The sequence below is a fragment of the Massilia sp. Masssp94 genome (assembly GCF_059491305.1).
The window spans coordinates 3,856,108-3,869,411 of record NZ_CP168501.1 but is presented as its reverse complement, the minus strand read 5'-3'; the positions used below and the strand labels follow the sequence as shown (position 1 = coordinate 3,869,411).

General features: G+C 66.0%; 11 protein-coding genes. 6 read left to right on the top strand and 5 right to left on the bottom strand.

All coding sequences use genetic code 11. The features are described 5' to 3' along the window. Positions 1 to 13: 13 nt before the first annotated feature. Entirely contained in the window at positions 14 to 1,246 is a 1,233-nt protein-coding gene (locus ACEN9G_RS17225) for a CmpA/NrtA family ABC transporter substrate-binding protein (protein ID WP_413337591.1), read from the bottom strand. A 320-nt stretch (positions 1,247 to 1,566) separates the two neighbouring features. Between ACEN9G_RS17225 and ACEN9G_RS17220 the strand changes: the two genes are divergently transcribed. From ACEN9G_RS17220 to ACEN9G_RS17210, 3 genes are all read left to right on the top strand, one after another. Then, on the top strand, positions 1,567 to 3,675 hold the full coding sequence (locus ACEN9G_RS17220) for a bifunctional 2',3'-cyclic-nucleotide 2'-phosphodiesterase/3'-nucleotidase (protein WP_413337590.1): 2,109 nt from the start codon (positions 1,567 to 1,569) through the stop codon (positions 3,673 to 3,675). 6 nt (positions 3,676 to 3,681) lie between these two features. Continuing rightward, complete coding sequence (locus ACEN9G_RS17215; RefSeq protein ID WP_483126785.1) at positions 3,682 to 4,383, top strand: tetratricopeptide repeat protein; 702 nt, start codon at positions 3,682 to 3,684, stop codon at positions 4,381 to 4,383. A gap of 108 nt (positions 4,384 to 4,491) precedes the next feature. Then, positions 4,492 to 5,337, top strand: a complete 846-nt coding sequence (locus tag ACEN9G_RS17210) for an endonuclease/exonuclease/phosphatase family protein (RefSeq protein WP_413343725.1) — start codon at positions 4,492 to 4,494, stop codon at positions 5,335 to 5,337. A gap of 7 nt (positions 5,338 to 5,344) precedes the next feature. On the opposite strand, the gene ACEN9G_RS17205 is transcribed toward ACEN9G_RS17210, so the two are convergent. The 3 genes from ACEN9G_RS17205 to ybaK form a co-directional block, all read right to left on the bottom strand. Further along, complete coding sequence (locus ACEN9G_RS17205) at positions 5,345 to 6,013, bottom strand: DsbA family oxidoreductase (RefSeq protein WP_413343727.1); 669 nt, start codon at positions 6,011 to 6,013, stop codon at positions 5,345 to 5,347. Positions 6,014 to 6,168: 155 nt separating this feature from the next. Next, positions 6,169 to 6,810 (bottom strand): glycerol-3-phosphate 1-O-acyltransferase PlsY, encoded by a 642-nt coding sequence (plsY, locus tag ACEN9G_RS17200; RefSeq protein ID WP_413343729.1) that lies wholly within the window; start codon positions 6,808 to 6,810, stop codon positions 6,169 to 6,171. Positions 6,811 to 6,885: 75 nt separating this feature from the next. Beyond that, positions 6,886 to 7,377 carry a Cys-tRNA(Pro) deacylase gene (gene ybaK / locus ACEN9G_RS17195; RefSeq protein ID WP_371768992.1) on the bottom strand — a complete coding sequence of 164 codons (492 nt, stop codon included), beginning with the start codon at positions 7,375 to 7,377 and terminating at the stop codon, positions 6,886 to 6,888. Between the two features lie 38 nt (positions 7,378 to 7,415). Here ybaK and ACEN9G_RS17190 point away from each other — a divergent pair, with 38 nt between their 5' ends. The 3 genes from ACEN9G_RS17190 to ACEN9G_RS17180 all read left to right on the top strand — a co-directional run bounded on the left by ACEN9G_RS17190 (position 7,416) and on the right by ACEN9G_RS17180 (position 12,994). Next, positions 7,416 to 8,387 (top strand): endonuclease/exonuclease/phosphatase family protein, encoded by a 972-nt coding sequence (locus ACEN9G_RS17190; RefSeq protein WP_413343731.1) that lies wholly within the window; start codon positions 7,416 to 7,418, stop codon positions 8,385 to 8,387. A gap of 311 nt (positions 8,388 to 8,698) precedes the next feature. Then, on the top strand, positions 8,699 to 9,886 hold the full coding sequence (locus tag ACEN9G_RS17185) for an efflux RND transporter periplasmic adaptor subunit (RefSeq protein ID WP_483126784.1): 1,188 nt from the start codon (positions 8,699 to 8,701) through the stop codon (positions 9,884 to 9,886). Positions 9,887 to 9,889: 3 nt separating this feature from the next. Continuing rightward, positions 9,890 to 12,994, top strand: coding sequence for an efflux RND transporter permease subunit (locus tag ACEN9G_RS17180; protein ID WP_413340085.1), 3,105 nt, complete (start codon positions 9,890 to 9,892; stop codon positions 12,992 to 12,994). A 105-nt stretch (positions 12,995 to 13,099) separates the two neighbouring features. Here ACEN9G_RS17180 and ACEN9G_RS17175 read toward each other — a convergent pair whose 3' ends face one another. Beyond that, positions 13,100 to 13,273: a hypothetical protein gene (locus ACEN9G_RS17175; RefSeq protein WP_200948776.1), complete on the bottom strand. Its 174-nt coding sequence runs from the start codon at positions 13,271 to 13,273 to the stop codon at positions 13,100 to 13,102. Positions 13,274 to 13,304 lie beyond the last annotated feature (31 nt).

Below are 13,304 nucleotides of genomic sequence, written 5' to 3'. Positions count from 1 at the left end.
GATGTCCTCCGGTTCAAACCTTGATCTTGAAAGCGGCGGCATACGCGGCCGGGTTCTTCCCGTCCCACACCACGCCGTCGATGAGCTTCGCGGACCGCATCGGCGACTTCGGCACGTCGGCCTTCGCCATGGCGGCCGCCTCGCGGTACAGCCCGACCTGGTTGACGCTCGACGCCACGGCCAGGTAGTCCGGATCGGACTTGAGCAGGCCCCAGCGGCGGTGCTGGGTCATGAACCACATGCCGTCCGACAGGTACGGGAAGTTGACCGTGCCGTCGTTGTAGAACTTCATGTAGTTCGGGTCGTCCCACGTCTTGCCCAGGCCATTCTGGTAGCGGCCCAGGATGCGCTGGTTGATCACGTCCACCGAGGTGTTGACGTAGGATTTGTCGGCGATCGTCTCGGCCATCTTGACCTTGTTGGACATGCTCGCATCGATCCAGCGGCTGGCTTCCAGCACGGCGGCCACCAGGGCGCGCGCCGTGTTCGGGTATTTCCTGACCCATTCGAGCGACGTGCCGAGGGTCTTTTCCGGGTGGTCTTTCCAGATGTCCTGGGTGGTTGCGGCCGTGATGCCGACGCCGTCGACGATGGCGCGATGGTTCCACGGTTCGCCCACGCAGAAGCCGTCCATGTTCCCGACGCGCATGTTCGCCACCATCTGCGGCGGCGGCACCGTGATCACCTTCGCGTCCTTCATCGGGTTGATGCCGTAGCTGGCCAGCCAGTAGTACAGCCACATCGCGTGGGTGCCGGTCGGGAAGGTCTGGGCGAAGCTGTACTCGCGCTTGTCCGTGCTCATCACCTTCGCCAGCGACGGGCCGTCCACGGCTCTGGCGTCGGCCAATTTCTTCGACAGGGTGATGGCCTGGCCGTTCTGGTTCAGGCTCATCAGCACCGCCATGTCCTTCTTCGGACCGCCGATACCCATCTGCACACCGTAGATCAGGCCATACAGCACGTGGGCGGCATCCAGTTCGCCGTTGACCAGCTTGTCGCGCACGCTGGCCCACGACGATTCCTTGCTGGGGACAATCCTGATGCCGTACTTCTTGTCGAAGCCCAGCACGGACGCCATCACCACGGAGGCGCAATCGGTCAGGGGAATGAAGCCGACCTTCACTTCGGTCTTCTCGGGCTTGTCGGAGCCGGCGGCGAAGACCCCGCCGGAGACGAGTCCGGTGAGCGAGGCCGTGGCACCGGCGGCCAGCAGGCGGCGGCGGGTCAGGTTGGTTGTATCGGTCATGTTGGTCCTTGTAGAAGGAAATCGAAAGAAGAGACAACGCTGCGGCGGCGGAGTGGCCAGCTCCGGCGCCCTCATGGTCAATACAGCAATTGCCGTGCCAACACGCAAATTGGTGCGTCGGCACCGTCGTTGTGCCGACGCACCATGAAAAACGGGGCCGCACACCGATTGCGTGCAACGGTCCGCACGGGTTTGCCAGACGGCGGCGCATGCGCGTCCGGAACCGTGCGGCGTGCGCCGGCGTGGCGCATGCCTGTCATACCGTTGTCATCCCATCAAGATAGAGTGCGGCCCGTTTCCATCACAACCGGACCAACATCTTGAAACGCAATCACGCATTGCTCGCCGCATTTGCTACCCCTTTGGTTGCCGCCGGCCTCACCGGCTGCGGCGAGCCATCCACGCCCGCCAACGTCATCCCCGAAGGCACCACCGTGTCCCTCGCCCTGCTCGAGACCACCGACATCCACTCGAACGTCCTGGGCTACAACTATTACTCGCTGGCCGACGACGCGACCCTGGGCCTCGACCGCACGTCCACGCTGATCCAGCAGGCGCGCGCGGAGAATCCGAACAACCTGCTGTTCGACGACGGCGACGTCATCCAGGGCACCCTGCTGGCCGACCTGCAGGCCGTCACGGCGCCCGTGAAGTGCGCCGACACGCTGGCCGTGCACAAGGCGATGAACGCGCTGAAATACGATGCGGGCGGCCTGGGCAACCACGAATTCAACTACGGCCTGCCGTTCCTCAGCCAGGTCACGAACACCGACTTCGGCATCCCGGGCGTCTCCAAGCCGGCCGGCACGTGCGGCGGGCCGAACTTCCCGCTCGTGCTGTCGAACGTGACCGCGGTCGCCACGAACAAGACGATCTACGACCCGTACCGCATCCTCGCGCGCAACTTCACGGCGACGAAGCCGAACGGCGAGACGATGCCGGTCACCGTGAACGTGGGCGTGATGAGCTTCGTGCCGCCGCAGATCCTCGACTGGGACCAGAAGAACCTGGCCGGCAAGGTGGCCGTGGGCGGCGCAGTGGAAGCGGCGCAGCAGTACGTGCCGGAGATGCGCGGCAAGGGCGCGGACCTCGTCGTCGCGCTGTCGCACGGGGGCCTGGACACGAGCGCGTACAGCCCGAAGATGGAAAACCAGAGCTATCACCTCAGCACGACCGGCATCGACGCCCTGCTGATCGGCCACTCGCACCTCATCTTCCCGAAGGGGAAAGAGACGGGCGCCGCGGCGCTGGATCCGTCGTTCGCGGCGATCCCCGCATCGGCCAAGGTCGATGCGGTGAACGGCTTCGTCAACGGCGTGCCGACCGTGATGGCGCAGAGCTGGGGCCGGCGCCTGGGCATCGTCAAGCTGACGCTCGCGTACCAGGGCGGCAAGTGGGTGGTGCAGCCGGCGCGGACGACGGTCGAATCGCGGGGCTACAAGTACAAGGACGGCACGACCAGCGTCGCGGCCGACCCGGCCATCGCCGCCGCCGTGCAGACCGAGCACCAGGCCACGATCGCGTATGCGAAGCAGCCGCTGGGTGTGGCGACGGACTTCGAGATGTCGTCGTACTTCGCGCTCGTCGGCGACGTGTCGGCGATCCAGCTCGTGAACCAGGCGCAGATCGACTATGTGAAGAACGCCATCGCGACCAGCACCGACGCGACGCTGGCGAGCTATAAAAACATCCCCGTGATCTCGTGCAGCGCGCCGTTCAAGGCGGGCCGCAACGGGCCGTCGGACTTCACGGACGTGGCACCGGGCGCGACGCCGGCGGCGCCCTTTGGCCTGCAAGTCCGCAACCCGGGCGACCTTTACCTGTACAGCAACAACAACCTGCAGGCCGTGAAGATCAAGGGATCGGACCTGAAGAACTGGCTGGAGACGGCCGCGAAGCAGTTCGCGCGCATCGATCCGGCAGCGACCGCCGAGCAGGACCTCGTCCCGTCGTACGGCACGATCTACAACTACGACGTGTTCTACGCCGAGAACAACGCGCTGCAATACCAGATCGACGTGACGAAGCCGGCCGGCAGCCGCATCGTCAACCTGACGTACCAGGGCAAGCCGGTAGCGGAGACGGACGACTTCATCGTCGCCACCAACGACTACCGCGCGGGCGGCGGCGGCAACTTCCCCGGCATCGACGGCAGCAAGACGATCATCAAGTCGCCGGACGCGAACCAGGCCGTCGTCAGCAACTACCTGCAGAAGATCGGCGCGGCCACCGGCAAGGTCACCTTGGCGGTCAACGGCGGCGCGCGCAGCTGGCGCTTCGTCAAGACGGCGACCGCCGGCCCCGTGATCCTGCGCTCGGCGCCGGGCCACCTGGCGCTGGCGCAGGCCGCGGGTCTCGCCAGCGTCACGGCCGAGGGCGGGCTGGACGCGAGCGGCTTCGCGAAATATGCGATCGACCTGTCGAAGTAAGCCGGCATGAAGCGCCGACTCACCTCCGCGCTGCTGGCCGCCCTCCTCGCCGGCTGCGGACGCGCGCCGCTGCCGGCCGAGATCGAGGCCGTGTCGATGGCCGCGTCCCAGCGCGGCGACGCGGCGGCCGAACAGAGCCTGCAGCACTGGGCCGCCGACGGCATGCCGGTGGCCGAGCGCGAGCTCGCGCTGCTGTACCGGAAGCGCCATCGCGACGACCAGGCGCGCGCCCTGTTCCTGCGCGCGGCACGCCAGGGCGATTCTGAAGCGGCCCATCAACTCGGGGAGCTGGAACGCGACCGTCCAGGTACGAACGCCCAGGCCGCGCAGTGGTACCGCCAGGCCGCGCAGCAAGGGCACCCGAAGGCCGCGCTGAGGCTCGCGCTGCTGTTGAAGAACGGCGACGGCATCCCGACGGATAAAACGGCTGCCGCGCACTGGCTCGGCGTGGCCGCCCAGGCGGGCGATGCGCATGCGATGTTCCTGTTGTCGAACGCGTATGCGGACGGCGACGGCGTGCCGGCCGATCCACGCCGCGCGCGCGACCTGCTGGAACGCGCGGCCGACCGCGAATACCCGGCCGCGATCCAGGAACTGGCGCTCGTCAAGCAGACGGGCGACGACCTCACGGCCAAGGATGCCGCGGAGGCGGACCAGCTGCTGAAGGAAGGCGCGGAACACCGGCGCAGCAACGCCCGCCGTTTCTAAAACGGCCCCAATCAGGTGAACTTGTAACCTTGACATCGATCCTACCGTGTGACCGTCATTCTCCAAAGAATGGCAAACTCTGGCAGTTGAGTTTTACGGAGGTATCGAATGCGCGTGGTTAGCTGGAATATTCACTGGGGCTGTGGGAGGGACGGGCGCATCCGGATCCACGCAATCATCGATGTGCTGCGCAAGCTGAATCCCGACGTGATCTGCCTGCAGGAAGTGGCCGCCAACCATCCCGAACTGGAGGGCAGCGCCAGCGCGAGCCAGTTCAAGCAACTGGCCGGCGCGTTCGGCGGGTACCACATGATCGAGCAGGCGCCGAGCGAAATCTACCGGAACAACCTGCCCCGCCAGTTCGGCAATCTCCTGCTGTCCAAATACCGCATCACCCAGGCGCAGCGCCACATGCTGCCCTGGCCCGTCGATCCGGAACACCCGGCCGGCATGCCGCGCGGGATGATCGAAACCGTGCTGGAAGCGCCTGGCGGCAAGCTGCGCGTGCTGACGACCCACCTCGAATACTATTCGCCCATGCAGCGCCGCGCGCAGATCGCCCGCATCCGCGAACTGCACGAGGAAGCGTGCGCCCGCGCCGCCGTCTACCAGCCGGAACCCGCGCTCGAGCCGCCGTTCCAGCTCGGCTTCCGGCCCGGCACGGCGATCTACTGCGGCGATTTCAATTTTGGTCCGGATTCGGAAGACTATCGCGCCCTGCTGGCGCCCGCATCAAGCGGTGCGCTGGGCCTCGTCGACGCCTGGCGCGTGCATCACGGCGACATCCCGCGCGCCCCGACGGCGGGCCTGCATGGCTTCAAATGGCCGGAAAAGCCCGACTGCTACGATTATTTCTTCGTCACGGAAGACCTGGCGGGACGCGTGGCCGACATGAGCGTGCAGTCCGAGACGTCGGCCTCGGACCACCAGCCCATCGTGCTCGATCTGAACTGAGAACCGCTCAGGCGGCCGGTTCCTCGTCCTGCTCGAGCTCCTCGTCCTGCTGCGCGATCTGGCGCAGCGCCTGCTCGAACACCTCGGGCGGCTGGCCGCCGGAGATCAGGTGGCGCTGGTTGATCACGATCGCCGGCACCGAGCGGATACCGGCACGCTGCCAGTAGTACTCGAGCTGGCGCACCTCGTCCGCATACGCGTTGGATGCCAGCACCTGGCGCGCGGCCTCCACGTCGAGGCCGACCTCGCCCGCCGCGCGCAGCAGCACGTCGTGCGCGCCCGGGTTCTCGCCCAGCGTGAAATACGCCTCGAACAGCTTTTCCTTCAGCGCCTGCTGGCGGCCCTGGCCTTCCGCCCAGTGCAGCAGGCGGTGCGCGTCGAACGTGTTGTAGATGCGGCCGCGTTTGCTCATGTCGAACGTGAAGCCGACGGCCTCGCCGCGCTGGCGGATCATCTCGCGCGACTGTTCCTGCTGGGCGGGGGTAGAGCCGTATTTCTCGGTGATGTGTTCGAAGATGTCCTGGCCTTCCGGACCCATGCCCGGGTTCAGCTCGAACGGCTGAAAGTGCATGTCGACCGTAATGTCGCCGCCCACCCGCTCCAGTGCCTGTTCGAGCGATTTCAGGCCGATCACGCACCACGGGCACGACACATCCGACACGAAGTCGATTCTCATCTGCTTGCTCACTTTTTCACCGCCTTCCAATTGGTTTCATTAACGCTGATGGCATATGGTGACACATCGAACGAAAGGGAGCAGCGCGCCAAACAAATTCGGCAAATAGTGTTCGGAGCAATTTCCAAAAACCGGGCTCTGACCCCGGTTCTGGTTTATTTCTTTTTGACGGCCGGTTTGGCGGTCGCGGCACCCTTCGATTTGCTGCCGATCTTCGACTCCTTGCCGGCCATGAGATTGCCGATGTTGCTGCTGTGGCGGTAGAGGAGCAGCAGGCTCATCGCGATGACGGCGAACAGTTTTTCGTCCGCGCCGAACAGCAGTCCGTAATAGAACGGCGCGAAGATCGCGGCCACGAGCGCGGCCAGCGACGAGTAGCGGAACGCATACGCGACGGCGAGCCACGTGACCAGCGTCGCCAGGCCGAGCCAGACATTCAGGCCCAGCAGCACGCCCAACGCGGTCGCCACGCCCTTGCCGCCGACGAAGCGGAAGAACACCGGCCACAGATGGCCCAGGAAGACTGCGATGGCGACCAGCGCCACGCCGCCGTCCTCGACGCCGAAGCGCTCGCCGAACTGGACCGCGAGCCACACGGCCAGCCAGCCCTTGGCGCAGTCGCCGACGAGCGTCGCGATGGCCGCCTTCTTGCTGCCCGAGCGCAGGACGTTGGTGGCGCCCGGGTTCTTCGAGCCATAGGTACGCGGGTCGGCGAGGCCGAACAGGCGGCTCGCGACGACGGCGAAGGAAATCGAGCCGATCAAATAGGCTGCGATGGTGAACAGAATTGTGTACATGAGTCTCTTTTCATAATCCCCGGCCAGGAATCTGGCGCGCGTGAAATATACACCATCGGCCGAGCCCGGCGATAGTCAGTCGGCCAGCGCGCAGTTGACCGGCCGGGCTTTCAGCACGTCCACCAGCGCGGCCGGCGCGATCCCGACCAGGAAACCGCGCCGTCCGCCATTGATATAGATCTTGTCCAGCTGCAGGATGCTTTCCTCGACATAGACCGGCATCGCCTTGCGCACGCCGAACGGCGACGTGCCGCCGACCAGGTAGCCGGAATGGCGCTGGGCGACGTCCGGCTTGCACGGTTCGACGGATTTGCAGGGGATGGCGCGGGCCAGGTTCTTCGTCGAGACCTTGCAGTCGCCATGCATCAGCACGATCAGCGGCTTGGCCGCCTCGTCCTGCATCACGAGGGTTTTCACGACGGCGTGCTCTTCCACGCCCAGCTCGCGCGACGACACGGCCGTACCGCCGTGTTCCTCGTATTCATAAGGGTGCTCCGTGAAGGCGACCCCATGCTTGCGCAGGAACTGTGTCGCCGGGGTTTCGGAGATATGCTCTTTCTTGGCCATGCGTGTTACGCTAAATGCAAACGGAGGAGTTGCTTATTATGCAGCAAGAGATTCGCTTTGCCACCTTCAACGTGTGTAACCTCGCCCCGCCGGGCGCCAGGCTGTACGACAACCTGGAACCGAGCACCCCCGAGGAATACGAAGCGAAGATCGCCTGGACCGCGCACCAGATCGACATGCTCGGCGCCGATGTGATCGGCTTCCAGGAAGTGTTCTCCCAGGCCGCGCTGGCCGAGGCGCTGTCGCGCACGCGGCGCTTCCGCGACGCCATCCACGTCGGCTTCGATCCCGACCCCGACGCCGAGAAGCTCACGCCCAGCGTCGCCCTTGCCTCCCGCCTGCCTCTCGCGGACGCCCCACGCCAGCTGCCCTACTTCCCGCCCGGGATCGCGATGCCGCCCGGCAACCGGGATCCGGAACGTTTTACCCGCGCCCCGCTGCACGCGGCGATCCAGCTGACGCCGGATCTCGTCGCCGACGTGGTGGTCGTGCATCTGAAATCGCGCCGCCCCGACTACCGCGCGGGCGACACGGGCGACGACCCGCAACTGTACGCGCTGGCGTCGCTGCGCTCGCTGATCCGGCGCGGCACGGAAGCGGCCGCGCTGCGCGTGCTGCTGACCGACATCGGCCGCACGCACCACCGCCCGCGCGTCGTGCTGGGCGACTTCAACGACGTGGCCGACGCGGTCACGACCGGCATCGTGCTGGGCCTCGGCGCGCCCAGCGGCGACCGTTTATATGATGCCTGCCAGCTGCAGGGCCGCCAGGACCATCTGCGGCACGTCGGTTTTTCCAACGTCCATGATGGGTACCATTCCACGATCGACCACATCCTCGTGTCGGCGGAATTCAATGCGGCGCTGCCGGGAGCGGTGGGCGAAGTCATCGACGTCGTGTACCTGAACGACCACCTCGATCTCGGGTTGCCGGAGGCGTCGGATCACGGGCAGGTGCTGGCGCGGCTGCGGCTGTTCGAGCAGGCTGGGACGCCGACAGGGGACGGCTGACGCCCGCCCGTCGTTCCCGCGAAGGCGGGAACCCAAGTTTGCATGCGTCGCGATAACGCTGGCGAACTTGGATCCCCGCCTGCGCGGGGATGACGTTGTTTGAGTATCGGGTGTCTTTCTGCCATCCGCACGTCCGCCCCGGATTTTTCGCAGTTCAGCGTCCCTTTTGCACCGCTCGTCGCATTCCGATAGCGGTTCGTCATCGACAAACCTACCATGCCGTCATGCGCTGGGAGCTCCATCCTGCCTGGCAGGACGGAGCACGTGCGCTCTCCATTCCGCTCGCGCTCACCACCACATAAAGAATAACCATGAAGATCGAGTCCCTGCCTTTGTCCGCCGACCAGCCCGCCAAGAAACCGGCGCCGCGCCGCCGCGCCAGGGTCATTGCGCTGTCGCTGCTCGCCGTCGCGCTGGCGGGTGCCGGCGCGTATGCGCTGACCCACCGCGCCGCGGCCCCCGCGCCGACGGCCGCGCCGGCACCGGCGGCGGCGCCCGTGCACGAGCTGTCCGTGCGCGACATCGCCCGCATCGAGGCGCGCCCGCTGGCCGTCACGTTGCCCGTCACCGGTTCGCTCATGCCGCTGGCGCAGGCCACCGTCAAGTCGAAGGTGTCGGGCATCGTGCTGTCGACCGCCGTGCAGGAAGGCATGGACGTCAAGGCCGGCCAGGTGATCGCGCAGCTCGATCCCGCCGAGGCGCGCGCCCGCGTGGCGCAGCAGCAGGCCATGCTGGCGGACGCTCAGGCACGCCTGATGATGGCGAAGAAAAACATGAGCAACAGCGCGTCGCTGCTGAAGCAAAATTTCATCGCGCAGAACGCGTACGACACCTCGGCGAACGCCGTCGACCTGGCGCAGGCCGCCGTCGACTCGGCGCGCGCCCAGCTGGACCTCGCGCGCATCGCGCTGGCCGATACGACGATCCATGCGCCGATCGAAGGCGTCGTCAGCAGGCGCCACGCGCAGGCGGGCGAAAAGCTGGCGCCGGACAGCCCCGTGTTCTCGATCGTCGACCTGAAGCACCTGACGCTGGACGCCCAGGTGCCCGCGTCCGACATCCCCCGCATCCGGGTCGGCCAGGACGTGCAGTTCAAGGTCGACGGTTTCGACGGCCGCAACTTCACGGGCAAGGTCGCGCGCATCAACCCGGCCACCGAGGCGGGCTCGCGCGCCATGATCGTGTACGTGGACGTGGCGAATCCCGACGGCGTGCTGCGCGCCGGCATGTTCGCCAAGGGCACCATCGTCACCGACAAGTCGGCCGCGCATCCGCTGCTGCCGATCGGCGCCGTCCGCCAGGACAATGGCCGCGACGTCGTCTACCGCATCGCTGACGGCAAGGTCGTCGCGCAGCCCGTGAAGCTGGGCCTGCGCAACCAGGACGAAGGCGTCGTCGAAGCGCTGGAAGGCGTCGACGCCGGCATGACGGTGCTGGCCGTGCCGCTGGACGGCATCAAGCCGGGCAGCAAGGTCAAACTGCCCGACGCGAAAGGCTGAGCCATGTGGATCACCCGTACCAGTATCAAATACCCCGTCTTCGCCACGATGGTGATGGTGGGCCTGATGGTGCTCGGCCTGTTCGCGTACCGCGGCCTGGGCGTCGAGAGCATGCCGAACGTCGAGATCCCGGCCGTCTTCATCGAGACCGCGTATCCCGGCGCCTCGCCCGAGCAGGTCGAGAATGACGTGACGCGCCCGCTCGAGGAAGCGGCGAACACGGTCGGCGGCATCAAGACGATCCGCAGCACGTCGTGGGAAGGCCGCTCGGGCGTCGGCATCGAATTCCAGCTGACGGTCGACATGGACCGCGCCGTGCAGGACCTGCGCGACCGCATCAGCACCGTCCGCGGCGGCTTCCCGCGCGAGGTGAAGGAGCCCATCGTGTACCGCGAGGAAGGCGAGAACACGCAGCCCGTGGTCCTGCTGGCGCTGACGTCGAAGGAGCGCAGCCTGCGCGACCTGACGATGCTGACCGACCAGGTGATCGTCAAGCGCCTGCAGGCCGTGGCCGGCGTGGGCCAGATCCGCGTCAACGGCAAGCAGGACCGCCAGGTGCTGATCGACATCCGCCCCGACCAGCTAAAGAGCCTCAACGTCGGCATCGACGAGGTGATGAACGCGATCGCGACGACCAACGCCAACCTGCCGGCCGGCCGCATCAGCCACGGCGCGCGCGAGAACCTCGTGCGCATCGAAGGCAAGATGAAGGAAGCGGCCGACTTCCGGCGCATCGTCGTCGCCAACCGCACGGGCGGCCCGATCTACCTGAGCCAGGTGGCCGGCATCTCCGACGGCGCCGCCGAGGAACAGTCGATCTCGCGCGTGAACGGCGAGCGTTCCATCACGCTGGAGATCGCAAAGATCCAGGACGCCAACACGGTGCAGGTGGGCACCGGCGTCAAGGCCGCCATCGAGGCGATGAAGACGACGCTGCCGAAGGACGTGCAGTTCCGCATCCTGGACGACAAGGCGAAGAACGTGCAGGGCCAGCTCGACAACGTCAAGGACACCATCCTCGAAGGTGCGCTGCTGACCATGGTGATCGTGTTCTTCTTCCTGCACTCGTGGCGCAGCACCATCATCACGGGCCTGACGCTGCCGATCTCGGTGCTGGCCAGCTTCATCGCGATGAAGTACTTCGGCTTCACGCTGAACTTCCTCACCCTGATGGCGCTGTCGCTGTGCATCGGCCTGCTGATCGACGACGCCATCGTCGTGCGCGAAAACATCGTGCGCCACCTCGGCATGGGCAAGAACCACGTGCGCGCCGCGGAAGACGGCACCAACGAGATCGGCGTCGCCGTGATGGCGACGACGTTCGCCATCGTCGCCGTGTTCGTGCCGATCGCATTCATGAAGGGCATCATCGGCCGCTTCTTCCTGCAGTTCGGGATCACCGTCGCCGTGGCCGTGCTGGTGTCGCTGTTCGTCAGCTTCACGCTCGACCCGATGCTGTCGTCCGTGTGGCCCGATCCCGTGAAGGGCCGCTTCAGGTACGTGCCGTGGCTGGGCCGCCTGATGGCGCGCATCGAGCACGGCATCGAGTGGCTGCACGACGTGTACGCGAAGGTGCTGGCGCTGGCGCTGGACTGGCGCAAATCCACGCTGCTGCTCGCGGTCGTCCTGTTCGCGGCCAGCCTGATGCTGGTGCCGAAGATCGGCGGCGAATTCGTGCCGCAGGTCGACGACGGCTACATCCACATGCGCCTGAAGACGCCGATCGGCTCCAGCCTGGACTACTCGGATGCGAAACTGCGCCAGGCCGAGGCGGCGCTGGCCGAGTTCAAGGAAATCGAAAGCGTCTCGACCATCGTCGGTTCGTGGGAAGGCCGCAATTACTCGGAAGTGCATTTGAAGCTGACGGACGTGCACAAGACGCACCGCCGCTCGCAGCAGGAGATGGAAAAAGTCATCCGCGAACGCCTGGAAAAGATCGCCGGCATCTCGCTGACGGTGGGCCAGCGCCCGATCTATATCGCGATCCTCGGCAATGACGAGGCGAAGCTGGACGCGGTCGCCCACGCGCTGATGGACAAGATGCGCAAGATCCGCGGCATCGCCGACATCGAGTACAGCCAGGAAGGCGCGAACCCGGCGACCATCGTCAAGATCAACCACGAGCTGGCGTCCGACCTCGGGCTCACCGTGCAGCAGATCGGCACGGCGCTGCGTCCGTTCGTCGCCGGCGACCAGACCAACCGCTGGCTCGCGCCGGATGGCCAGAACTACGAAGTCAACGTGCAGCTGCCGAAGTCGGGCCGCGAAAAGGTGGCCGACCTGGCCGACCTGTCGGTGGCATCGAGCAAGCGTGACGCGATGGGCAACCCGGTCATGGTCCCGCTGCGCCAGGTCGTGCAATTCATCCCGTCGACGAGCCCGCAGATGCTCAAGCGCCAGGCGCTGCAGCGCCGCGTGGCGGTCTTCGCCGGCCTCGAAGGCCGTCCGCTGGGCGACGTGATGGGCGACGTGAACAAGGAAATGAAAGCCATGCAGCTGCCGGACGGCGTGCGCTTCGACGTCGGCGGCGACGCCCAGCAGATGGACGAGACGATGGCCGGCTTCGGCGTCGCCCTGGGCATTGCCGTGATCTTCATCTACCTCGTGCTGGCCTCGCAGTTCGGCAGCTTCCTGCAGCCGATCGCGATCATGGTGTCGCTGCCGCTGTCGCTGATCGGCGTGCTAGTCGCGCTGCTCATCACGAAGACGACGCTGAACATCTTTTCCATCATCGGCGTCGTGATGCTGATGGGTCTCGTGACGAAGAACGCGATCCTGCTGGTGGACTTCGCGAACCACGGCCAGCGCGAAGGCCGGTCACAGTTCGACGCGCTGATGGAAGCGGGCCAGGTGCGCCTGCGCCCGATCCTGATGACGACGCTCGCGATGATCTTCGGCATGCTGCCGATGGCGATCGGCATGGGCGAAGGCGGAGAAACGCAGGCGCCGATGGGACGTGCAGTAATTGGTGGCGTGATCACGTCGACCCTGCTCACCCTGGTCGTCGTGCCGGTGGCGTACACCTATCTCGACAGCCTGGGCAAGCGAGTGGCGGCGTGGTTCAGGAAGGGGCACGAGGAAGATACGGCTACGGAACAAACCGCATGACGCCGTCCTCGCGAAAGCGGGGACCCATACAGAGCATCAGGAATCGCACGAGACGCTTTAAGCAAGCTCAGCATGGGTTCCCGCGTGCGCGGGAACGACGTGTGGTCAAGCGGGATCATGCTCCTGCCGCGCCTCTTCTCCGGCATCTTCATCCTGCGCCGGCGCATCGTCCCCCTTGTGCTGCTTGGCTTCCTGCTTCTTGCGCGCCTTTTCGTCCGCCTTGCGTTTCTTCTCCAACTCCCGCTGGCGTTTTTCGTACTGGAAATTCGTCTTGGCCATGCTCACCTCTTGCTATCGTTGGAAAGGTCGT